Origin of the sequence: Pricia mediterranea, from assembly GCF_032248455.1 — a bacterium.
Taxonomy (GTDB): Bacteria; Bacteroidota; Bacteroidia; order Flavobacteriales; family Flavobacteriaceae; genus Pricia; species Pricia mediterranea.
The window spans coordinates 3,912,409-3,937,235 of record NZ_JAVTTP010000001.1 but is presented as its reverse complement, the minus strand read 5'-3'; the positions used below and the strand labels follow the sequence as shown (position 1 = coordinate 3,937,235).

20 protein-coding genes are annotated in these 24,827 nt (G+C 40.3%); 13 read left to right on the top strand and 7 right to left on the bottom strand.

What is annotated here, in order from left to right; genetic code table 11:
* Positions 1–5: 5 nt before the first annotated feature.
* On the bottom strand, positions 6–239 hold the full coding sequence (locus tag RQM65_RS16220; RefSeq protein ID WP_314016465.1) for a hypothetical protein: 234 nt from the start codon (positions 237–239) through the stop codon (positions 6–8).
* Between the two features lie 1,132 nt (positions 240–1,371).
* On the opposite strand from RQM65_RS16220, the gene RQM65_RS16215 reads away from it, so the two are divergent.
* Together RQM65_RS16215 and RQM65_RS16210 are read left to right on the top strand one after the other, a co-directional pair.
* A complete protein-coding gene (locus tag RQM65_RS16215; RefSeq protein WP_314016464.1) occupies positions 1,372–3,423 on the top strand; it encodes a PKD domain-containing protein in 2,052 nt (683 codons plus the stop codon).
* Positions 3,424–3,629: 206 nt separating this feature from the next.
* Complete coding sequence (locus RQM65_RS16210) at positions 3,630–5,327, top strand: asparagine synthase-related protein (RefSeq protein WP_314016463.1); 1,698 nt, start codon at positions 3,630–3,632, stop codon at positions 5,325–5,327.
* 152 nt (positions 5,328–5,479) lie between these two features.
* Here the strand turns inward: RQM65_RS16210 and RQM65_RS16205 are convergent, their stop codons facing one another.
* The 5 genes from RQM65_RS16205 to cysQ are packed head-to-tail and all read right to left on the bottom strand — an operon-like array spanning position 5,480 to position 9,473.
* Positions 5,480–6,739, bottom strand: a complete 1,260-nt coding sequence (locus RQM65_RS16205; protein WP_314016462.1) for a sulfate adenylyltransferase subunit 1 — start codon at positions 6,737–6,739, stop codon at positions 5,480–5,482.
* Between the two features lie 20 nt (positions 6,740–6,759).
* On the bottom strand, positions 6,760–7,665 hold the full coding sequence (gene cysD / locus RQM65_RS16200) for a sulfate adenylyltransferase subunit CysD (RefSeq protein WP_314016461.1): 906 nt from the start codon (positions 7,663–7,665) through the stop codon (positions 6,760–6,762).
* Between the two features lies 1 nt (position 7,666).
* A complete protein-coding gene (gene cysC / locus RQM65_RS16195) occupies positions 7,667–8,260 on the bottom strand; it encodes an adenylyl-sulfate kinase (RefSeq protein WP_314016460.1) in 594 nt (197 codons plus the stop codon).
* Positions 8,257–8,667 carry a DUF2061 domain-containing protein gene (locus RQM65_RS16190; RefSeq protein ID WP_314016459.1) on the bottom strand — a complete coding sequence of 137 codons (411 nt, stop codon included), beginning with the start codon at positions 8,665–8,667 and terminating at the stop codon, positions 8,257–8,259. The genes cysC and RQM65_RS16190 overlap by 4 nt, the downstream gene beginning before the upstream one ends.
* Positions 8,667–9,473: a 3'(2'),5'-bisphosphate nucleotidase CysQ gene (gene cysQ / locus RQM65_RS16185; protein WP_314016458.1), complete on the bottom strand. Its 807-nt coding sequence runs from the start codon at positions 9,471–9,473 to the stop codon at positions 8,667–8,669. The genes RQM65_RS16190 and cysQ overlap by 1 nt, the downstream gene beginning before the upstream one ends.
* A 526-nt stretch (positions 9,474–9,999) precedes the next feature.
* Here cysQ and RQM65_RS16180 point away from each other — a divergent pair.
* Entirely contained in the window at positions 10,000–10,917 is a 918-nt protein-coding gene (locus RQM65_RS16180) for a sulfotransferase (protein WP_314016457.1), read from the top strand.
* 90 nt (positions 10,918–11,007) lie between these two features.
* On the opposite strand, the gene RQM65_RS16175 is transcribed toward RQM65_RS16180, so the two are convergent.
* Complete coding sequence (locus tag RQM65_RS16175) at positions 11,008–12,126, bottom strand: hypothetical protein (RefSeq protein WP_314016456.1); 1,119 nt, start codon at positions 12,124–12,126, stop codon at positions 11,008–11,010.
* Between the two features lie 693 nt (positions 12,127–12,819).
* Between RQM65_RS16175 and RQM65_RS16170 the strand changes: the two genes are divergently transcribed.
* The 10 genes from RQM65_RS16170 to RQM65_RS16125 all read left to right on the top strand — a co-directional run bounded on the left by RQM65_RS16170 (position 12,820) and on the right by RQM65_RS16125 (position 24,825).
* Positions 12,820–13,902: a glycosyltransferase gene (locus tag RQM65_RS16170; RefSeq protein ID WP_314016455.1), complete on the top strand. Its 1,083-nt coding sequence runs from the start codon at positions 12,820–12,822 to the stop codon at positions 13,900–13,902.
* A 262-nt stretch (positions 13,903–14,164) separates the two neighbouring features.
* The gene (locus RQM65_RS16165; RefSeq protein ID WP_314016454.1) at positions 14,165–16,228 is read left to right on the top strand and encodes a right-handed parallel beta-helix repeat-containing protein; all 2,064 of its coding nucleotides are present in this window, start codon (positions 14,165–14,167) and stop codon (positions 16,226–16,228) included.
* Between the two features lie 328 nt (positions 16,229–16,556).
* Positions 16,557–17,444: a sulfotransferase family protein gene (locus RQM65_RS16160; RefSeq protein WP_314016453.1), complete on the top strand. Its 888-nt coding sequence runs from the start codon at positions 16,557–16,559 to the stop codon at positions 17,442–17,444.
* 247 nt (positions 17,445–17,691) lie between these two features.
* Positions 17,692–18,795, top strand: a complete 1,104-nt coding sequence (locus RQM65_RS16155; protein WP_314016452.1) for a glycosyltransferase family 4 protein — start codon at positions 17,692–17,694, stop codon at positions 18,793–18,795.
* A gap of 268 nt (positions 18,796–19,063) precedes the next feature.
* On the top strand, positions 19,064–19,339 hold the full coding sequence (locus RQM65_RS16150) for a transposase (RefSeq protein ID WP_314013202.1): 276 nt from the start codon (positions 19,064–19,066) through the stop codon (positions 19,337–19,339).
* A complete protein-coding gene (locus RQM65_RS16145) occupies positions 19,336–20,199 on the top strand; it encodes an IS3 family transposase (RefSeq protein ID WP_314013201.1) in 864 nt (287 codons plus the stop codon). The genes RQM65_RS16150 and RQM65_RS16145 overlap by 4 nt, the downstream gene beginning before the upstream one ends.
* 809 nt (positions 20,200–21,008) lie before the next feature.
* Positions 21,009–21,911 carry an O-antigen ligase family protein gene (locus tag RQM65_RS16140; protein WP_314016451.1) on the top strand — a complete coding sequence of 301 codons (903 nt, stop codon included), beginning with the start codon at positions 21,009–21,011 and terminating at the stop codon, positions 21,909–21,911.
* Positions 21,912–21,942: 31 nt separating this feature from the next.
* The gene (locus RQM65_RS16135) at positions 21,943–23,040 is read left to right on the top strand and encodes a glycosyltransferase (protein WP_314016450.1); all 1,098 of its coding nucleotides are present in this window, start codon (positions 21,943–21,945) and stop codon (positions 23,038–23,040) included.
* 13 nt (positions 23,041–23,053) lie between these two features.
* Entirely contained in the window at positions 23,054–24,058 is a 1,005-nt protein-coding gene (locus tag RQM65_RS16130; protein WP_314016449.1) for a polysaccharide deacetylase family protein, read from the top strand.
* A complete protein-coding gene (locus RQM65_RS16125; RefSeq protein ID WP_314016448.1) occupies positions 24,055–24,825 on the top strand; it encodes a formyl transferase in 771 nt (256 codons plus the stop codon). Before RQM65_RS16130 ends, RQM65_RS16125 begins: the two co-directional genes overlap by 4 nt.
* Positions 24,826–24,827 lie beyond the last annotated feature (2 nt).

Genomic DNA, 24,827 nt, shown 5'->3' with positions numbered 1-24,827 from the left:
CGCTTTTATTTCTTAAGCCAATCCTTAATATTTCGTACCTGGCAAGGACCTAGGTCTAGATAGTCGAGACCCAGGTTATCTACGCCCCCTAAAAAAATTGGAAATTCGCTACCATACACGGGCATTCGTACCGCTTTCAGGTTGTAGGGAAGGGCGGGATAGCGCAAAGAACAAAGAAAGAAAGTGGTCGTGGCGATTACCAAGGAGAGTCCGAGCCCTTTAGAGAACAGCGGTGGCAACGATAACGAACAATAAGGGCCCAAGAAAACCAAGACACGCACCAAGACGAGCTAGACCTCTGGATATTCTTCGGGATCCACAACCCCAGCACCGTGATTACAGGCAGGCGCAGCCACAGTATGATTCCAGGACGCTGCCAGAAATCGCCATCCTACAGGGGCTATTGATGGACACCTGCCCGCCCCGTTGATCGCCCCGTCGATGGCGCCGGAACGCACTGAAATCCGTCCAGCAAGACCATAAAAACCGAAGAAGCACCGTCAAAAAAATACCCTCACAACCAAGGGTCGGACAGCACTGTGTTAATACCTTTAAAAAAAACCTTACTTATGAATATCCAAAAAATTCTTGTCGGATGAAACTTCCGGGTATGCAACACTCATTATATCGAGATTGCTCACTTAACCGCGAATTGAGCTGCTTTCTTCTTTTCTTCCCAACAAATCGTGCATTACATCGATGTTTTCGTTAAAAAAAAGTTAAACTATAGCGGGCCGAAATCCTTTAACTAATGTCTTATCGTACCACTTAAGGTAATTCATCGATTTTTTTTGCATTTCGTCGTTATACCAATTTACAAAAAAAACCGTTAAATCGTTTTGTAGATCTAATCATCTATTTATTTTTGCAGTCCAAAAAGTGCATTTCGTCGATTAAAATTGTATTTGACCGATTGTAAAATTCCCTGGAACTATTGGATATTTTTTTATTGAATAATCTTTTTACCCACTTATGAGACCCCACCCGACCCCAAGTACCCCGAAGTTTTTATGCTATAATATTATTGCCTCACCAATCACCCTATCCTGCACTAAGCACGGCGGCAATTTCGATACCCTTATACCTATATCCCGAATTACTCACGATGGCGATTTAACCGCAGCTGAGAAAGAACTCTTAGGGGGCTATGGGATTTGGACATCACCCACGCACCTAGCAGGCAACAGCGACGCCATTAACTTGAGCGGAGTCCACCGACAATCCACAATACCATTATGATAAATAAAGCCCATTCGGGAATCATAATATAATCACCCATTACTTACAATCTTAATTAACGCCCCAAAACAAGCAAACCCCAATTTTTAACCCCAATTAATTTTTTTTTAACCCCAATTAATTTTTCAACTTATGAACCTTTTACCTACAAAAACAGTATTACGATTTTTTTGTTTAATTATATTCGGCCTCGCCTTTACAATTAGCTGCAGTAAAGATGATGAGGATGATGAGGTCTTCGAGGCCATCGATAAGACCGAAGTGGCAAAAAAAGTCAATGCGACAGCGGCAAGCAGACCCATAACAGCTGTTATTTCAGGAACACTTCGAGGAGGAGCGCTTCCATCAACCGGAAAAGCCCCCTTTAAAGTAGCCTTTAAATCCTGGAACTCAAAAAACCAAGACGATATTGAGAGTTATTTTTGGGATTTTAACGACGGTTCTACCACAAGAACCAAAAATCCATCCCATACCTTTACCAAGCCAGGTGACTATAGAGTAAAACTTACCGTAAAAACCAAAGGAGGTTTTACCCACTCGACGACAGAAAATATAACCATTACCGGGTCGGGAACCACAAGCAAGTCGGAAAGCTCAAACATAAATATTGCAGCGAAAATTTCGGGGTCCATTCCTTCTAGCGGTCGGGCCCCCTTAACCGTAAATTTCAAGGCTTGGAATTCAACGAATCAAAATTACATTAAGGGCTATTTTTGGGACTTTAAAGACGGTTCTACCACAACAACGAAAAATCCCACTCATACCTTTAGGAAATCAGGTACATTTGAGGTGGAGCTTTCGGTAAAAAATGCACAGGGTCAAACGCACTCCGTGACACGCACCATCACGATAACCGGATCATCCTCCACGAGTGGTAATAGCGGTGGTGGAAGCAGTAGCGATGGTGGAAGTAGCAGTAGCGATGGTGGAAGTAGCAGTAGCGGCAGCAGCAGTAACGGCAGCAGCAGCAGCAGCGGCAACTATCCTTCCCATGCAGTAAAGGCCTCCTCGTTCGGTTTCCGGTCAGGTGATGCCACGGCCGCTTTCGAGGCCGCCATCAAGTCTGGCAGTTCTTATGTGGTGATTGACAAACAGAGCAGTGACTGGGTAATTCGGCCAACCAGGTTCTACAACTTGAGAAACATGACCATAGTCTTCGAGCCCGGAGTGACCCTGCGGGCCAAGTCGGGGGCGTTCCGAGATGGTAATAGATTGTTCGAATTGGTCAATTCAAATAACATCACTGTCGAGGGCACTGGGGCTACCTTTAGAATGAACAAGAGCGAGTACACCAGTGGCGAACAGCGCCATACCTTCGGTATCAGCAGAAGCACCAACATTACCGTCCGTGGGCTTACCCTAAGGGACAGTGGCGGCTCTGGTATATATATTGTTGGGGACGGCGGCTCTGGCTACTCCCAGAATATAACCTTGGAAAACATCAGGTCCCTAAACCATCGTAGGGACGGTATTACCATCACCAGCGCACAGGATGTATGGGTCCGCAACTCGGTATTTTCAGGATCAAGCGGTACAAAGCCTGAAGCGGGGGTGGTCTTGGAGTCGGATAGGTCCAGCCAAAGATTGGTTAACATCAATTTCGAAAACTGCAAGTTCTCCGGGAACAACAACGCCGGAGTCCATTTTTCGACCACTAGGATGAATGGAAGCTCGCGAGCCGTGTCCGTTAAGGTCGTTGACAGTGAGTTCAGCAACAATGGAGTATCGCCGTCCAGTTCAGTAATGGCGACCGAAATCTATGTTGGTGGTGGCAAAGGCAACTATGTGGTAGGTGGCGAAATCCGTTTTGAGCGCAACTCATTCAATGGCAGCCGCGGACGAATCGTGTTTACCCGAAAATCTGGAGACGGTTTCAAAGCAGTTTTCAAGGATTGTGAAGCAACGAACGTTGTTGGTTCCACTTCGGGTTCACCAATCAGAATTGAAGGCAGTAGTGATCGCAACACCGCGGGCGGAATGGTGTTTGATAATTTTCATATCCAGTACAACAGAAACGTGCCTTTCATGCATATCAATGCCCCTAGTAGGAATGGTAGTTTCGATATAAAGAATGTAAGTGGCAGCTTTACAATTAAAGAACCGAACAATAATCCTTTAAAATACTCGGGTGGATACAAACCCAGTAAAAATGTTAATGTCTCGGTTAATTATCGACATATCTAAATCTACAATTCATGTTAAAATAAACACACAAGGTTAAATATCTAAAATCGGGCCAGCCCTTGTTAAGGGTCTGGCCCTTTTTATATATTTACTTCCTGAAAACATGCCCGCGTTTAATAATGTCCGGAGACTATACCAAATTATAACTAACCAAAGATTATTTATGATGTCGATTGAATCATAAATTTGATAAACAACAATATACCGTGTCAAAAATAATTTATATAAATTTCAGCAACGAGGTTGATCAAAGATCTTACAGCAAACTTGCCCAAATTAGTAAGACCCTAGAGCCGGATAATATTGATCCCAATCCTCCTAAAATATATCAAGGACATCGCACTTTGTATTCCATCGTGAATCCCGTTGGCACTATTACTACAAAAGACGAAAGTATCCTGTTGGGTCACTGTGTATGTCAAAACAACTGGTATTCTCCGCTAAACCCTGTTGAGGATGGCAGTTATGCCCTAATCAGAAGTGACCAGGAAATGACAGAAGTTGTGGCAGACAGTGTGGGTTCCAGGGCACTCTGGTACTTTAAAAATAAAGAAATTTTTATTGTTGCAACTTCACAACGTGCTATCATCTTGTTTTTGGAAAGCTTTGAGTTTAACGAAAAAATTATTCCATGGATGCTTTCAACAGGCACTTTGGGGCCGGACTTTTCATGGGACAAACGTATAACAAAATTAAAGCCAGACTCAAGGATTATCGTGTATAAAGAGGATTGGAAATTAGAAGAAAAGAATAATGAAATTGTTATTTCCGAAAGTAAAAGAAGCTATAAAGAACATAAAAAAAAATTATATAATGCTATACAAACTTCGTTCAAAAACTTTGCCTTTGATTTAGAAAAATGGGTTTTACCTCTTTCGGGGGGGCACGATAGCAGGGCCATATTATATTTAATCAACAATGCGCTCCAAAATCCCGGAAAAATTCGTTCTATTACATGGGGGCTAGCCCAATCTATCCATCAAAAAGGCAATGATGCTTTTGTGGCAAAAAAAGTCGCCGAAGCGACTGGCGTTCAGCATAAATATTACCATACAGATATGTCGAATAATTCTGCCCAAACCATTTTAAAGCGATTCATTGAAAATGGTGAAGGTAGAATAGATCATATTTCTGGGTATGCGGATGGTTTTGCCATCTGGAAGACGTTGTTTGAAGATGGAGTCGATGGCATCATCCGAGGGGATGAAGGCTTCGGTTGGGTCACGGCCGCGTCACCCTTGCGGATAAGGTATCATTTGGGTTGCGCTTTATGCACTGACTATTCTAATCTTTCAGATTACAGAAAATATGGCATTCCCGAACAGGTAAATCCCGAATATATGAAACAGAAAGAATCGGAAAGCCTGTATGCTTGGAGAGACCGAGTATATCATCGGTATCGCATCCCAACTGTGCTAAGCGCGTTATCCGACTTGAAGCTCGGATACATAGAGCAATCGACTCCATTACTGGCCGACCAAATAATACGTACGGTTCGCACCTTGCCGGACCGACTTCGTACGGAAAAATCCCTATTTAAAGAAATAATGCATGATTTTAAACCTAAACTTGAATATGCAACCAAAAGTGCAACTTCTGCACCCATGAACATTTTAAAGTCAGGGGAAATGGTTTCTTATCTAAGAAAGGAATTAAAATCAGAGGAGGCTATGAGAATCTTTTCTCCTGAGTTCCTGCATATGATTTTAGAAAATTCCGTGGTTTCAAAGGGAGAATCAACTAAAACATCCTTTAGACTAAAATTGAAATTACTTTTCATCAAATATGCACCCCAATATATCAAAAATCGAATTTCGTCCAATAGAAAATTAGCGGTCGATTCAAATATTTTATTATTTAGAGTGTATATTATAATTCATATGCATAGACTGCTATCAAAATAGAAAGGACTCTTCTAAAGTTATGAAAAAAGGTTTAAATCATTATTGCAACTAAAATTAGATTACTCGTTTCTTGATGCCACATTAGGTATACACTTCTGATTGACTACATCGAATCTATGACTCGAAGGACTCGGTCGGATTGGATTTAATTATTACGATACAATCATCCCGGCAGCAACTGTTTCATTCGTAGTGTTATCAATAAGAATGATACTACCTGTATTACGATTTTCTCGGTACGAATCAATCATCAATGGTTTTGTTGTCCTAATCCTCACTTTACAGATATCGTTCATCCGCAACTCGTTGTCATCGTTGATGCGGCCAAGAGTATTAATATCAATTTTATAAATAACTTCCTTAATCATTGCAGTCTGCTCATTTGAGGTATGCATTATCGTGTATTTTGTCCTCGGTCCGGCAGCGGCATCATCCAACCAACATAGCATGACCTCTATGTCCTGGGAGGCCTCGGGCTTATTGTTGGATCTTGCAATCATGTCTCCACGGCCTACATCAATATCGTCACTCAGTTCAATAGCGACAGACATAGGGGCTACGGCCTCTTCAAGCTTACCCGAAGGTCCTTGAATGGACTTTATGCTAGAGGTAAACCCAGATGGTAGAACGGTCACCTCATCGCCAGTACGTAAAATACCACTGGGCAACCTACCTGCGTAGGCGCGATAATCAAGGAAGCCATCGCGTTGTGGTCGGATTACCGTTTGTACAGGGAACCGCGCATCTACCTTGTTAATATCGCTGCTAATGTGCAAGGTCTCTAAAGTGTGCAAAAGCGTTGCGCCTAGGTACCAAGACATATTTTCCGATCGGTTGACCACATTATCCCCATGCAAGGCACTTATTGGGATAACGCGAAAATCCTTGATGACCATCTTTGAGGAAAACTCTTCGAACGCTTTTGTTATTTGGTTGTAGGTCTCCTCGGCATAATCCACTAGATCCATCTTATTGACACAAACAATGACATGTGGAATATGTAGCAAGGAAGCGATGAAGGCGTGTCGTTTTGTCTGTTCTATTACCCCGTGTCTGGCATCTATAAGAATAATGGCCGCATTGGCCGTCGAGGCCCCCGTTACCATGTTTCGAGTATATTGGATATGACCGGGCGTATCGGCGATTATAAACTTCCGCTTTGGGGTGGTAAAATATCGATACGCCACGTCAATGGTAATTCCCTGTTCGCGCTCATCCCGAAGTCCGTCGGTGAACAACGCTAGGTCAATACCTTCGTAGCCTTTTTTGCTACTGGTGTTTTCGACGGCTTTAATTTGATCTTCAAAGATTGATTTGGAATCAAATAAAAGTCTTCCTATCAAGGTGCTTTTACCATCATCGACACTTCCTGCCGTTGTAAAACGCAATAGCTGATTGTTATCTATTTTCATTGCTTTATGCCTATTGTGAATTAAAAATAACCTTGTTTTTTTCGATCTTCCATAGCGGTTTCCGAACGCTTGTCATCCGTACGGTTTCCGCGTTCAGTCTGCTTCATGGCAGAAACTTCCATAACCACCTTTTCCAAGGTATCGGCGTCCGATTCTATACCGCCAGTAATGGTGATGTCACCCAAGGTTCTAAATCTTACCTTTTTTGTTTCAATTTTTTCGTTTTCATCAAGTATTAAATACTCGGAATTGGGAATCCAGGAATCGTTTCTCCATACTACCTCCCGATTATGTGCGAGGTAAAGGGACGGAACTTCAATTTGTTCCCTTTTTATATAATTCCAAACGTCCATTTCCGTCCAATTGCTAATGGGAAAGACCCTAAAGTGTTCACCCTCGAAATATTTACCGTTAAAAAGATTCCAAAGTTCTGGCCGTTGATTTCTGGGATCCCATTGTCCGAAATCATCACGATGGGAAAAAAAGCGTTCTTTTGCCCTTGCTTTCTCCTCATCCCTTCTTCCCCCACCTATTGCGCAATCAATTTTATTATCGGTAATGGCATCGAGCAAAGTAGTTATCTGTAGCGCATTTCTCGTGGCATTCTTACCTTTTTCTTCCGCGACACGACCATCATCGATTGCCTTCTGAACCGAGCCAACTATGAGTCTCGCGTCCAGGGATTCAATGAGGTCATCCCTGAACTTGATTGTTTCCGGAAAATTGTGGCCCGTATCGACATGCATAAAGGCAAAAGGGATTTTACCGGGATAAAATGCCTTTTTTGCCAAATGTGAAACTACGATGGAGTCTTTACCTCCGGAAAAAAGTATAACCGGATTTTGAAATTGGGCTTGCACCTCACGAAGAACGTAAATCGCCTCCGACTCTAACTCATCCAAATAATTCAAAAAATACTGACTCATTCTATTTTAGGCTTAGTTTGTTTTTAATTTCTGCAAATATAAGGTTCACGGCCTCTTGGACCGACTGATCTTGATCAATCTTAACGGTTGGTGCTTTTGGTTTTTCGTATGGGGCGGAAATACCTGTCATATTCTTAATTTCCCCTTTTCTTGCTTTTTTGTATAGCCCTTTGACATCCCGCCGTTCGCACTCCTCCAAACTCGTGCCGACGTAAACTTCCACATAGTTTTTCTTGCCGATAATCCTCTCAATAAACTTTCTGTCCTTTTCATAGGGGGCTATAAAGGCCGCTAAAACCACAAGGCCCGCATCAACGAACAATTTTGAGATTTCCCCAATTCTTCGGATGTTTTCTGACCGATCTTCTTCGCTAAAGCTTAGATTTTTGTTGATGCCCTTTCTCACATTGTCACCGTCGAGTACGTATGTCTTTATGTTCTCATCGTATAGTTTCTGTTCGAGGGCGTTTGCAATGGTCGATTTTCCAGATCCCGATAGCCCTGTGAAAAACACAAGAAATGAACTATGGCCATTAGCTTTCTGTCGAAGGTCTTTTCCTATCTTAAATTCTTGGGCCGTAATATTCTTATTCATTTTTCAGCTCTTTTATTTAATCCAAAATCAATACGATACCAAGCTCGTTCATGAAAATAATACAATATCATTTTCGTCAAAACTTCTATCAATCCAATTTGCAACCCGGTTTGTGCACTTCCCGTGATGAACCAGGAAAGAATGATGGTATCAAAAGTACCGATTATTCGCCAAGTCACAGTTTTAATAAGGTGTCTTCTACGACTGTCTATTATACCGAGTCGAATCCAAACTCTTTCATGGACATAGTATAACAACATTTTAGTTATCAGTTCAGAACCTCCTATTTTAAGTCCTGTAAGGGGATTTCCAGTTATCACCCAAGATAACACAATGGTGTCCAACGTTCCAACAATACGCCATGTAACGGTTTTGGCAAAATGCCTTTTGAAGGAAACTTTTTCCATCAATGGCTTACCATAAAAAAAGGATTAAGCAAGTCTTCCTTGTTATAATGCAATGCATTTTTTCCATCCTGTTCGATGACCTTAACGCCGACTGCATTGCAAATGGCCTGGCCAGCCGCCGTGTCCCATTCCATTGTGGGCGCAAATCTCGGGTAAATATCGGCTTTGCCTTCCGCAACCAAGCAGAATTTTAACGAACTGCCCTTCGAAACTATTTCTACGTTTTCGTATTTGTCTTCCAATTCCGAGATAAAGTCCAAAGTCTTCTGATTCATATGAGATCTACTTCCCACCACCCGTACGATACTTCTATTGGTATTTGCAGGATAGATAGAATCAGAAACATCAAATAGATCGTTAACCATCTCATGTTCTTCGTTCAAAATAGCTTTAAACGCATCTTTTTTGCGGACATTTGCGTAATACAGCTCCCGTGATACGGGCACGTAAATGACACCTAAGATGGGAACGCCATTTTTGGCTAAGGCAATATTTACCGTGAATTCCCCATTGCGCTTTATAAATTCCTTGGTGCCATCAAGAGGATCTACGATCCAGCAGTAATCCCAATTCTTACGAATTTTATAATCTTCATTTTTGTTCTCCTCGCTAATAATCGGATAAGCTGTATTGGCTAAATAAGTATTGATGACCTCGTTAGCGGCCTTATCAGCTTCTGTAAGGGGAGAGTTATCCTGTTTGAATTCGGATTTAAAATCGGGCTTTTCATAGACTTCAAGAATAGCCTTGCCTGCGTTGATAGCGGCATTAATTGCAATCTTCAGGGTTTCAGTTGGTGTGACCATAGAATTTGAAATGAACGCAAAACTCGTGAATTAGGAGCAGTTATTCAATTTAATCTGTTCAATTTCGGCAAAGAACCGAATAAAAAGATGTAAGTAGGTAAAAATCTATACCGAATTTTTGGTAGGTATCTCAAAGAAATCTACTTCGAGTGATGAGCCTTACCAAAAAAATTATCATTATATTTCAAGAACTTAATTTATGCTGTCCTTCCCAAATATTCCCACAAATAGTGGCCACCATCGTCACTTACCGCCTAGAGTGTAGGTCTTACAAATGCACATCCTTGAAAGTTATCATAGAAGACTTTGAATTTTTTAGATATCCTTCGACCAAAGTATTTCAATTATATTGCAGATTCTGGAAAGGATAAGTCCAACCGTCATTTTCTGGTTCTGTTACAGTAATTAGTTTTCTTATTGCAGGTACAACTGGAAAGGTTTAATTTTGAACCTAAATGAATTAGGGCATACCTTAATCTTTTATCCAATAAAGACTTTCTTAGAAAAGGCACCTAAGCGTTTAGTTATGAAACAAAAAATAAAACTGATTCTTTTAATCGGCAGCGGTCGAAGTGGTTCAACCCTTATGGACATGTTGGTAAATGAGAATCCAAATATTATGGGTGTTGGCGAAATAAGCAATTGGAACAATAAGGTTTTCAACGAATACTGTGCCTGTGGTGACATCGTTAAATCTTGTCCGTTTTGGTCAGAAGTAATAAGAAAAGTTGGGTGGAGTGAAAAGGATTTTCAAAAATATAAAGAATACCAATACGAATTCAATGCGCCAAAGAGGGATTCTGTTTTCAAGATAAAAGATTATACAGAGAAATCTGGATTCAATGACTTTATCTCAAAAAGTAATGAAATTTTTAATGCTATTTCGGAGGTAAGCAATAAGCAAATATTATTCGATTCTTCAAAATCACCACAAAGAGCCTTCAATTTAAGCAAAAGCGATTTATTTGACGTTAAGTTCATCTATTTAATGAGGGATCCCAGGGGCGTAGTATGGTCATTTAAAAAAAGTTTCAAAAAAAATCAGAAAGCCGGATTACAGAAGGACATGAAAGGTACCTCACTACAGAAAGCCTTATACTCGTGGCTGGCCGTAAACTCGCGAGCATTTTCTGCCCTAAAATCTACTAGCTTTCCATCTCTTTTTGTTAAGTACGAGAATTTTTGCGCAAATCCCAATCAGGAAATCAATAGAATTCTTGAATTTGTTCTAGGAGAAAAGCCCAAAACCGAGATTAATCTGAGTGAATCAATGCAAACTGAAAGTCATGTAATAGCAGGAAACCGATTACGGATGAACAAGGACATCATTATAAAACCGGATTTTGCTTGGAAAAAGAATTTAAATTTCTTTCAAAAAGCATTCATTTATTCTTTAACATTTCCACTGCTTAATAAATTTAAGTCTTCTCCCTCAGCTCGTTAATTGCGTATGTACGTTTGTTTTACTTAGAATTATTAAAAAAACTCATGTAATTTTTAAATAGAATTAGGAGTATGGTTTGTTTTTAAAAGATTACGGCTGTTTAATCTGTTTCAACAACCAATTACTGTCTATCTCATGTTCCGTCTTTTTAAAAATTTTGACCCTTAGATTAGGTAGCCCTAAACTATCTATTGATTGTTTAAAATAGTTGGCTTCCGGAGACGAAAAACAACATTCGTCCTCACTTGAATATAAATGGTATGACAATCTAGCTGGGTCATTTTGTGAATTGAATATGGAAAGTAAGTACAAGGTATAGTAATCGAATTGATCATAAAATTTTGAAAATTGTTGTTCATAATCACCCTTACTATCAGTACCAATCCTATAAACCAATGGTAGGGTTCCATTAAAGGAATATAGCTCATCAATCTCAGGAATTAAACCAGCTAACACAGTGGAGTACCATCCTCCTCCAGAAACTCCACTTATGATTACTTCTTTATAATTCTTGCTCTTAATAACATTGTTTATAATGTGATAGGGTGATGAAATAAATAAGGCTAATGGTTTAAGCTCAGGGTTATTTTTATCATGAAAAAATTGAATGATATCATGGTTTCTACTGAACTTTGAAAAATCAGTATTAATAAATTCATATTGGCGTTCGTGATTAGGCAATTTTATTGGAAACCCTATCTTTTTCATTTTGTTTAAACCAATACCAAACATTGAAAATGACAGGATGTCCATATCGGGAAGATTGTTGTTTAGGCTTTTAAAGTAGTTGAAATCACAAGGATCACCTCCGTGTCCCTGAAAATAAATGAAAAGTTTATCTTTGTTTCTGTTGTTATATATTCCTTTGTTGGTTATGTCATAGAATTTTGTCTCTATAATTTCAACGCTTCCTAAACAATCAAGGTCCTCCTCTGATTTCTTTACAATCTCAACGTCATGAATAATAAATTCATCAATAATTTTATTTCTGACCTTTACCGAATTAAATCCATCAAGTCTTTTAGTTAGATGAAGGACTTCATCTTCGAAGATAGATTCATAGAAAGGTACGTTGTTAATTTTTTCCTTGAAGGTTTGATTTTTAAATTTCCTTAAAGTTTTTAGTGGTTCCAGATTATCCCGATAGGTAATAAGGCCTAGAAAATAAGTTAGAACTAATAAAAATCCCCAAATAAAATATTTTTTCATCTACGTAATCTAAATAAGAAAACCTCTTCATTATGTGCTTTGCAATGGATATTCCTATTATGTTGCCACAGCTCGAATTGAATGTGATGGTAACAATATTATAACACTAACCACTTCTTTCTGCATTATATTCGACGTAAGGCATATAATGTTCGATTTCAGGCAACTACCATTACGGAATTTTGATTTATGAATTCCTTCCCAATAGATTTTACAAATATTTAAACTTGTTTTACAAAACACAAGAATTGCAAAATCATCCGAAAGTGGATTTCCACTCTTGCATCCCGCCCAGATCCCTTGGCCTTCCTTAAAAGGTATCATGTTCAGAAGGTGCGGAATGAAACTATCGGCAGCCCGCTCAACTTGAAGGAGTCCAGAAAACCATTTCGTATATCTTTAAGGTCTCAGTATAGAAATATGATACATAGCAAAGGATTGTCATGATGTCAGGGCAATACGCTTAGAATGCAAGTTTAGATATACTTTCGTAAGAACTGTTGTGGGGGGATAAGCTTATTTGAGCACAGATGAAGATAAGGCTCTGGAAGGGTTCAGCCTAATTAAAAATACGGTAATTTTGTACCTTTGTTTTGGCACATCAATTTCAGCTCAACAAACAATTTAGATTATCTCGAAAAGCAATTATGGCTTCATTATCATTATCTGCTTTTAATTTGTAAAATACCCCGTATGCGCATACTTCAAATTATAAGTGCCCTCACCAATGGAGGAGCAGAAAAATTAGTAGTAGAAACCACCAAGAAGTTCATCGAAAAAAATCATAAAGTTGATATACTATTATTTAAATCTATTGATTCGGTGTTAGAACGGGAGATTCTTAAGATGGATACAGTAAACGTCCATTTCTTAAGCGAGAATACGAACATTTACCATCCGGCCCATATATTTAAAATTAAAAGGCACCTCTCAAAATATTGGTATGACGTAATTCATGTCCATTTGTTCCCTGCTTTTTATTGGTCTGCCTTGGCTGTGGACAAGAACTTTCGGGGCAAATTGGTCCACACCGAGCACAGTACAAACAATCGAAGAATGGGCAATTGGATTTATAAATTAATAGATAACTCCATTTATAAAAAGTACGACTGCCATATCGCCATTTCCGATGCTGTGCGAAAAAGCTTAAATGACCATTTAGGTTCCAAGAAAATTAAAGTAGTCAACATCTACAATGGAGTAAATCTTGAAGCTATCGATTCGGCGAAACCACTGGACAAAAAACAGTTTGGTCTTAAAGAGAGTGACAAAATACTTATCCAGGTATCCTCCTTCAAAAAACCGAAAGATCAGCCAACTTTAATAAAAGCTCTTAATCTCTTAAACACCAATGTTCACCTTTTACTTGCAGGAACAGGAACTTTAAAATCATATTGTGTCAGTCTGGCCAAGGAACTCGGTGTTGAGCACCGGGTTCATTTTCTGGGATTGCGAACAGATGTACCGCGACTTTTGAAAACCGCCGACATTGTTGTGTTATCCTCGCATTACGAAGGACTTTCACTGGCCAGCGTTGAAGGATTGGCTTCGGGGAGACCGTTTATTGCCTCTGATGTGCCCGGTTTAACCGAAGTGGTCGAAGGAGCGGGTTTACTCTTCCCTAAAAATGATTCGGTAAAATTAGCAGAGATTATTGCCAACCTGTTAGCCGACAAAAACTACTATGATAAGACTGTACGGGATTGTATCAACCGCTCCAAAAAATATAGCATAGATTTGATGGTTAACAAATATATTGAATTATACGAAGCTTGAAAAGTTCTTGCTATTTCATTCTTGCAGGTCTGCATTTCAACGATTAAATCGCCCGTTCAACAATATTTGATACCCCACTAAGTTTTAAATAAAAGATAATCAAACTACGTGCTACCTCTTAATCTAGATTTTTGAGTTTAGGTGTCATGTCCATGTTAAAATTAAATCGAAGTGATTTATGAAGTAACTATTTTGAAGTAAGAGAGAGGTATCCATCCCAAATCGGTGCCTCGACCTCATAACCTTAAAGCTCAACCTACTTATGAAAATTTCTAATTCAAAAATCGTTCAGTCGATGGTATCTCTCTATGTCTTAGTTTTACTATTATCTTGTAGTAAGGATTCCGACCTATTGGCTGATTATATGTTATCGAATGTTGAGGAAGCTCGGCTTAGAGCAGACTTGGCTATTGACGACAATTTTCTCATCGGAAATCAAAAAAGTATTGTACTTAACGTTTTGGCCAATGATAAATTTAACGATCCCGATAAAGTCAAAATCACCAAAATTTCCCAACCCAGTAATGGGAATGTTGTAATTCATAATGATAAAACTCTGATTTATTATCCTAATCCAGAAGATTCAGAAGATCGGGATAACGCAACCGGTGGGGAAAACCAACAATCAACTGCGGAAGAAAAGAAAAATGAGGAAGCTACAGATCCTAATTTCCAGTCAGATAGTCAGGAAACGGTACCCGAGCACTCAACCGAAACTCCAGAAGCAGAAGAAACGGAACCGGCAAACCTGAAAGAGGAAGAAACAAAACCGGAGTCACCAACCAATAGCGCTGAAGAAGCTTCTCCAGAAGCAGCTTCGGAAGTCTCCGAAATGGAAGTAACCCAACAAACTTCTCTAGAAAAGGAGGAATTTAAGGAACCAACCCCGACCGCCGCAGTAGAGGAAACTTCTCAGGACACATTCCAAGAAACAAAAGAGGAAAACGAACTCAAATCGAAAAAAGACGACCAGAAGAAACCAGTAAGTGAAGATTTTACCTATACTGTCGAAATAACTGACGATGAAAACAAAAAGACAGAGCAAAAAGCCACGGTGACAATCACCCAGGAAAGCACGAACGAAGGTGGGAAGGATAAAGTCCAAAACGTACCTGCTTACGACTATCCTCCCGATGCCGTATATGCTTCCTCCTTCGGGTTCCAGGCCGGCGATGCAACCGAAGCGTTTAAGGCGGCCATTAACTCGGGCAGTCGCTATGTAGTGATTGATAAACAGAGCAGTGATTGGGTAATCAGGACCACGCGGTTTTTTGACCTGGAAAATATGACCATCGTCTTCGAGCCGGGCGTAACCCTGCGAGCCAAGTCCGGCGCGTTTTTAGAGGGTAACAGACTCTTTAAATTAACCCGTGCTAAAAACGTTACCATCGAGGGTACCGGAGCTACCTTCAAAATGAACAAAGAGGAATACACAAGTGGGGAGCAGCGGCATGCACTCGAAATCGACAAATGCAGTGATATAACTGTACGCGGGCTAACTATAAGAGGCAGTGGAGGGGCAGGCATTGTAATTACAGGGGACCGTAATACCGCTTACTCGCAAAATATCACAGTTGAAAATGTCAAATCTTTCAACAATCGTCGGGATGGAATCACGATTGTAAGTGCACAGAATGTATGGGTCCGAAATTCCGAATTTTCGGGGTCTAGCGGTACAAAACCTGAAGCTGGAGTCGTTTTGGAAGCTGACAGCCCGGGAGAAAGATTAGTCAACATCAATTTCACCAACTGCAAATTTTCTGGTAATAACAGTGCCGGCATTCATTTTTCAACTGCCAGAATGGATAGTGGAACACGGCCCGTGTCAATAAACATAGTGGACTGTGAGTTCAGCAACAATGCCGTATCGCCGTTCCGCGCTGTCCCAGCTACCGAAATTTATATTGGGGGCGGTAAAGGTCCCAATGCGGTAGGTGGTGAAATTCGATTTGAACGCAACCATTTTAACGGTAGTCCAGGGAGAATCTTATTTACCCGCAAAGCGGCAAACGGTTTCAAGGTGATATTTAAGGATTGTCTGGCAAGGAATGTAGTTTCGTCCACAACAGCAGCTCCAATTAGCTTAGAAGCCAATGGTGATCGAAACACTGTAGGAGGGATTAGTTTCAGTAACTTTTACATTGAGTATAATCAAAATGTGCCCTTCATGCACATCAATGCCCCTAGTAGGGGCGGAACCTTCAATGTAAAAGATGTAAGCGGCAGCTTCACCATAAAGGAGCCGAACAACGGGCCTCTAAAATACTCTGGAGGTTATCAACCTGATAAAAATATCAACGTCTCAATCAATTATAAACATATCTAAGGATACGCGATAATTTCATCTAAAAGAAAAAAAAGAATTAAAAACCATAGTGGGTCGGGCCCTTCGTGAGGTCTGACCCACTTTATTTGACCTTTTTTGATATTCTCTGAAAGGTCGAGTTACGATATCAGCGAAATCTGACTTCTTATTCATAATTGGAAAATACACGGAACATTCTTTTCCGTAATTTCGCTGTGCCGTTCGTTTGAACCGGATTTCTGTTACCGACGCTTTTAACGTTTAGGATTGCAAGTCCCAGAATAGTTTATATCAAATAAGTATCTTAAATCAATAAACCAGAGCTAAAGATAAAGTTAATTTTTATCGCATGAAGAAATACGCAAAACTAGAACGACCAATCATCTTCATCGGAACGGGAAGATCCGGCACAACTATAATCTCAGAAATTTTCGATAGACATCCGGATTTGGCTTTTCCAAGCAATTATCAGGACAGATACCCTAAGCATTCAAAAGTGAACTTGATACGATCTTTATTTGATAATCCGTTGTGGAGAACATTTGGTCAGAAACCGCAATTAAACAAGCTATCCTCCGGCAATAGATACATTTTAAAACCGGTAGAAGCATACAATATGTGGAACTATTTGACTGGAGATGATTTGGACTTTTCTCGGGATTTTCTTTTTGAAAAATATCCAAGTGAGGATAGAATCGATTTTATCCGGTCATATTTCAACAAAATGGTGCTCTACCAAAATAAAAAGAGGCTGACCTTTAAAATTACCGGACCGTCAAGAATATCCTACCTGACAAAAATTTTTCCAGATGCGATTTTTATTAACCTAAAAAGAAATTTGATACCCACTATCAATTCATTTCTTAAAGTGGACTTTTGGCAAACACGAGGAGCCAATCAATTATGGTGGACTGGTGCCTACAGTGAAGATGAGAAAAAGTGGGCTATAAAAAACTCAGATAATCCAACGCTATTAACGGCTTTTCAAATAAAGAAAATTATCCAAATAACCGAAGTGGAGGTGAATAGGTATCAACCAAAATATCTAGAAGTTTATTATGAGGATTTTGTTGCGGACCCCGAAAAAGAATTGAACCGCATTATAAACTTTACCGACCTACCACCTTTTGAAATAGCCAATCAACTTAGATCGGTCAAAATACATAACCGAAATAAAAAGGATACCGATTATTTCGAACAGGATGAGTTAAACAAAATTTACCAAATTATCAAATAATATGATAGATATGTCATTAGCAGCATCATCTACACGATTCCACCTGTCTTTAATCAATCTTTGTTACAGTGTTGGTTATCTGTGCATCCAATTTTTTAATGTGAAATCAAAATATGCCAGTTTTGGCTATCAAGAAGTTTATAATGAGGTTTTTAAAGACGCACTATGACCCTTACTTTCCACCGAAATCGGTACAGCTGGGACCAAACGATATGGCACCTTTCATCTAGAAAATAGTTTCTGTCCAATGAATAAAAAAAAGATAGCGTTCATAACTCACGGGATGCAGTCCGGCGGCTCTGAACGCGTTATAAGTATTCTAAGCAATTCTCTTAGCAAATACTTTGAGGTATTTATCATTATAATGATAGATTCTCCCAGCTTCTATGAATTAAGGCCTGAAGTTACTCTCTTACACTGTAAAGAAGGACCAAAACCGTCGAAAGGAATTTTCGAGGCCTTGAAGTCCAATTTCAACACCTATAAAGCGATACTAAAGTATTTAAGGGATGAAAAAATCGATTTAGCTATAGGCTTTTTAACCACCAATAACATTTTGACCACTCTGGCGGCGAAACGGTTGGAAAAACCGGTCATCATAAGCGAGCGTAATAATCCATTAGCTCAAACTGCTACTATTGGTTTTTTTTGGAAGACCCTAAGACGGTTGCTCTATCCTAGGGCCGATGTATTAACCGTACAAACCTCTCGTGTAAAGGCATTTTATACCTCGTTTGTTAAAGAACAAAAATTAGTGACCATTCCAAATCCTATCAATCCCGAATTCGACAGAACGATAAGCGTTAAAAAAAAGAACGTTATACTAAATGTTGGCAGTCTCGAAAATCAAAAAGGCCAAGATATTTTGATTCGCGCATTTTACGAAGCTCAACTACAAAACTGGCAATTGCATATTGTGGGTGAAGGTAGCCAAAGAGATAAACTTACCGAACTGATTAAGAAACTGAATCTACAGGAAAGCGTCTTTCTATTGGGCAAAAAATCCAACATCGCCGAATATTATTCCTCCAGTAAAATATTTGCGTTTTCCTCACGCTACGAAGGTTTCCCTAATGCTTTGCTCGAAGCCATGTATTTCGGTCTAGGCTGTGTTTCTACTAACTGTCCTACCGGACCTGCCGAGATGATTGAAAATAATGTTAATGGCTATTTAGTAGATGTAGATGACATCCCTGCATTGGCAATTCAACTGCAAAACTTAGCCAAGAATGACGATTTGCGCCGCAACTTGGGCCTTGTGGCCCGCAAATCGGTAGAGAAATATGAAACCGAAGAGATTGTAGCAAAGTGGAAAAATCTAATTGAGCGCTTGTTAAATCAAACAAATTAAGATAGGCAGCTACCATTTCTATACCGTCTAAAATGAAACTCCTTATATCGACTAAGGAATGATAATATCCATGAAAAAAGTGTCGCTTGATTATTCGAAAACTTAGGGTTTATAAGATATTTTTCCTGCTGAGTTAGCTTCCAAAATTATCGAGATTTTTTTTAATTAAAATTATCAATTCAACATAGCTATTATCGCAATAATATACTTCCCCCCGCTTTTAGGACAGTAAGTTAAGTTTAATTTTTAACCTTAAATTTACTGTACCATGAGTAGAAGGAAACACACATCGAAGTTCAAGTTCAAGGTCGTTCTGGAGGCACTATCGGAACGTCAAACGATCCAGGAACTGGGCAGGAAGCACAAGCTCCACCCCGCCCAGATCACCAACTGGAAGACGCAGTTCCTCAAGAACGGCGAGGAGGTCTTCTCCAAGAAGGCCAAGAGCGCCAAGACCGAGGCCGAGGAGAAGGAGGAACGGTTGCTCAAGACCATCGGGCAGCTCAAGGTCGAGAACGATTTTTTAAAGACGGCCTCGTCATGAGTAAGTCCAAAAAAGAACGGAAGGCATTGGTCAAAAGGGATTCCAGGCTGAGCGTGGTGCGCCAGTGCGAACTATTGGATATCCACCGCAGCGGGGTCTATTACGAGCCGAAGGGCGAGACCGCCCTGAACCTTGAACTGATGCGGATCATCGACGAAAAGAACCTATTGCACCCTTGGCTGGGCGTACCCAGGATAACCACATGGCTGCGAAAGGACATGGGATACAAGGTCAACAAAAAGCGCATCGAGAGGCTGTTCCGCCTGATGGGCCTATCGGCCACGGGGCCGAACCCGAACACCTCGAAGCGCGGCAAGGGGGAGCTGCACAGGATATACAAATATCTTTTGAAGAACCTCGATATCGAGCGTTGCGGGCAGGTGTGGGCGACGGACATCACCTATATCCCCGTACGGGGCGGCTACCTTTACCTGTGCGCGATAATCGACCTGTACAGCCGCTACGTGGTCGGCTGGTCGCTCTCGAACACGATGACATCGGAATGGTGCCGCAAGACACTGGACACGGCCATCGGGGAACACGGCGCGCCGGAGATACTCAACACCGACCAGGGGAGCCAGTTCACCTCGATCGGGTTCACGGACTACGTGACAAAGGAAAAAGAGATCCGCCTGAGTATGGACGGGAAGGGCAGGTGCCTGGACAACATATTCGTCGAACGGCTCTGGCGCAGCGTCAAATACGAGCACGTCTACCTGTTCCCGGCCGACGACGGGCTGGAATGTTACAGGGGGCTCGAGGAATATTTCGAATATTACAACAACGAGCGGAGGCACCAAAGCCTGGGGGACGAGGCCCCGTCAACAGTTTATGAACAAAGAAAGAGCAAAGCGGCATGATGGCACGAAAGGGCAAAACAGGGTTATCAACAAAAAGGGCGAGTTATGAGTCTCCCCCCGGACCCCCCTCTTTCAACACCATCATCAAACTTATTTTTAAAGAATTATTGTCCTAAGGATGGGGGTAAGTATATAATGAGCCATAATCTATAAATTATAAATAGGTGTAATTTGACATTTTTAGTGTAAAATTAGTAGTCTTATTCGAATTTTGGATAGACCCGTCAACCGAGGAAACAAATAGTAAATCAAACTGGTTTGTAAAAGTTTTGAAGGTAGTCCCTTTTTAAGCCTACTCATCTATTTATATTTCCTGATACTTATTAATATTATATTTTTGCCGTCAACTAAGAGGTTTTAAAAAATCCTAGGCTTAGTGCTCATGAACTTTTCGTCCCTAATACTTGATTTTACGTATAAATCACAAATACCCTTTCGTAGGTTTTGAATTAACACGGAGAACAATCTGTTAATTATTGTATTTACCATTAATTAGATAATTAGGTCGATATCCCAGAATAATTGCTTCCATTTAGTAACCGCATTACAGATTTGATATGAAAGTTATTAACATATTAAAATATATTTTACTATTGCTAGTATTCTGTAATATCACAGCATTCGTATTGGTATATTTAGGACCAATACTTGGTTCAATCGTCAGCTATTCAACTTCTCTGTTACTGCTTGTTTATTTTTTCTTTGCAAAACCCTGGCACAAGCCGGCGATACCTTTTGTACTCTTCGGCATACTATTTTTCACGATTTCCAGTTTTAATTATACCGAAAACGATACTACAAACTTCTTCGTGAAAGAATCCCTGCGCTTCATGATTGCGATTGTTTGCGGTACGGAACTCATGGCTCGATCTAAGCCGAAAGATTTTTTTTACATATTTCTAATCGGAGCGTTCAGCGTGATAGTAAATGCTGTTATCTTTCCAGAGGCGAATGCATTATACGGCTTAATCCGAGGTCGGTTCAGTGGTTTCTTCCTGAATCCGAATTTTGCGGGAAGTGCCTGTTTATTAGGTTTCGCACTCTCTTATACAATTAATTCGAAAACTTGGAGGCTTATTGGCCAATTCGCTTTTACCCTTGCGGGTATACTCACTCTTTCAAGAACTTTCGTAATTGTTTGGTTGCTTATCAATATTTTGGCCATAGCAAAAAGCAAAAAAAACTTATTAGTCCCTGCTATTGGAGCAGTAGTTCTCATCGGCGTATTTACCTTCACAGATAGCAAAATGTTCGAGACCGATAGGTTCGATGCGCTAGAAAGTTTTTTTGACGAAGGGCCTGTTGAGACCAAGACATTGCAACGAGATTCAAGAACGGCCACTTGGGCCCTATACTACGATATGATAATGGATAAACCCATTTTCGGCCATGGATTCATGAAGCTGCAGAAAAAAACTAGTGATTTACCGGGTATCCACAACACCTATTTATTGGTTATCGGGGAGGCGGGCATAATTCCTCTTTTGCTTTTGATCGGATTATATGGTTATTTAATATATAACAGTTACAAACAGTTTAAGACGCGTCCGGAACTATTCTATATCATGGTTGTGGTTTCGTTATCCATGTTAGTTAGCCATAATTATTTTTTCGTTTACAATAATATTTTGCTTTCCGTTTATGTCTATTTAGAGCTTAGAAAAATCAGAAAGCTCGAACCGGAGAAAGCTACAGAGGTAGCAACCGTATAGAGTAGCAGTTAATTAATTTCGATTAAATGGAATGAAAATATTAAAAGCCCTAAAATTGAAAATGCAAAGGAGCATAATACATTATCGAATCAACAGAAAGAAAGTCAAGGTAGTTTTTATGATTCCCAATCTTGGGACCGGAGGTGCCGAACGGGTGTTTGCCTTTGTTTCCCAACATCTGAATCCCGATAAATTCGCTACGGAGCTGTTGGTCATGGGCAAATCTGAGCAGACTACTTACCAAGTCGATAAAATTCCTGTCACTTATTTGGACAAAAACAGGGTTTTGCATGCCGTTCCCGGTATTTATAGGTTCTTGCGCAATAAAAGACCCGATATCGTGTTAAGTTCTATTGGACACCTGAACATGGTCGCTGGCGTAATGGCCGTTCTGCTACCTTCTATCCGTTTTATTATTCGGCCTGCCAGTGTCGGATCAGAGGAAGAGGGAAGTTGGCAAGCTAAAAAATGCTTTGCCCAAGCCCATTCGGTACTCTGTCAATCAAGAGACATGGCCCATAATTTTCAAAAACGCTATGGCATTCCCGACGAAAAAATAACGATTATCGGGAATCCCGTGAGGGATACCGGAGAGATCGATGCACCGGATGTTATCGACCAAACCCATAATCTGGTTACGGTAGGCCGACTCGACCCCATCAAGGGCCATGCCCGTATCTTGAACATTTTGGCGCAACTGGACCGGGATTTTCATTATACCATTATTGGCGACGGGCCAGAAAAGGAAAATATATTGAATCAAATAGACAATCTACGGTTGAACGACAAGATTACCCATATCCCCCATACCGACAAGGTCAACGACTACCTCATCCAAAATGACCTGTTTTTACAGGGATCATATTCGGAAGGCTTTCCGAACGCCGTGCTGGAAAGCTGCGCCGTGGGTACTCCAGCATTGGCCTTCGACGTGCCGGGCGGAACCAAGGAAATCATCGAACACGGTACCAACGGGTTCTTGGTGGCCGACGAACAGGAATATCTCACCCTATTACAGGCGGACCACCACTGGAAACGAAATGAAGTAAGCCGTTCCGTTCTGTCAAAATTCGGATCGCAAACAGTGCTTGATCAATACGAGAACCTATTGGTCTCCTGTCTCGATTAAAATCATGCTTACTGTGATACAAAAAGAAAATATGTACGATTCGGGAAAATTTGTCATTTCGCTTGATTTTGAGCTTTTCTGGGGTATGAGGGACCACCTCACTTTAGAAAATTACGGGAAACACATCCAGGCGGTTTGGGAGGTATTGCCTAGAATGATACAGTCCTTTGAAAATTATCAGGTGAAAGCCACTTTTGCCACAGTTGGATTCTTATTTGCCGACGATAAAAAAGAGCTTAAGACTTCATGTCCTAATGATATACCGAAATATTCCAATCAAAGCCTTTCTCCGTATATAAGACATTTTGATACTATTGGTGACAACGAAGAAACAGATCCGTACCACTTTGCGCCATCCCTAATAAAATTGTTGCAAAAATATCCTTCGCAGGAAATTGCCACCCATACCTTTTCACACTATTACTGTCTTGAGGATGGACAGACCAAGGATAACTTCAGGAACGATTTGATTGCCGCCATAACTATTGCGGAAACCAAGGGCGTTGCCATAAAAAGCTTGGTTTTTCCAAGAAATCAGTTTAATGAAGAATATTTGGAGATTTTAAGGGACTTAGGTATAACCTCATATCGAGGCAATGAAAAAATATGGTCCCCTAGCGGATTAATGGCCAAAACTCCTAATCCGCTAAAGCGTGCTTTCCGGCTCTTGGACTCTTATATAAATTTATCCGGCCATAATTGCTATAACATGAAAGATATAGCGAAATCGGTGCCGTACAATATACCATCAAGTCGATTTTTAAGGCCCTATTCCCAAAAATTGGGACTGATCGAGAAAATGCGTGTGAACAGAATTCTGAATGGAATGACCTATGCCGCCAAAAATAAAAAAGTGTATCATCTCTGGTGGCATCCTCATAATTTTGGGGGACATCAAGAAGAAAATTTCAAAATATTAAATAAAATACTTGGCCATTATGATAAACTTAATTCCAAGTACGGCTTTGAAAGTGCTACCATGGGTGAAATATCCCATGCCTTAAAAGAAAAACAATGAGTATAAAAATTATTATGCTTACAGGCGGCGGAGAATCTTCTGCTTTTATGTTCAACGGACTGAAAGATACCACTCCTATATCGAAGGTAGTTGTCGAAGGAAAAGGCAATAAAAAGAAATTTCTGAAAAGGAGAGTTAAACGCTTGGGGTATGTAAAGGTTTTCGGACAAATATTGTTTCAATTGAGTGTGCCCAAAATTTTGAACAGATTCTCAAAAAATCGAACTGAAGAAATTAAATCACAATACAATCTTGATTCCAGCGCAATTCCATCAGACAAAATAATAAACGTACCTTCTGTCAACTCCAAGGAATGTATTGCTTTCCTACAAAAAGAAAATCCTGATTTGATTATTGTCAATGGCACACGTATCATCTCTAAAAAGGTGCTAAACTGTATCGATACTACATTTGTGAATACCCACGTTGGTATTACCCCGAAATACAGGGGAGTCCACGGTGGATATTGGGCTCTTGCAAACAATGATAAAAAAAACTGTGGGGTTACGGTACACCTCGTTGACGCAGGTATCGATACAGGGGGCGTGCTGTTTCAAAAAACCATAAGTCCAAATCAAAATGATAATTTTACCACTTATACCTATCTACAGATCGGGGAAGGGATACAATTGATGAAGCTAGCAGTAGATGATTTCCGTAAAAATAAACTTCGTGAAATAGAGAGTATGACCTCTAAAAGCATGATATGGTCTCATCCTACCCTATGGTATTACCTGTATACCCGGTTTTCCAAAGGTGTTAAATAAGG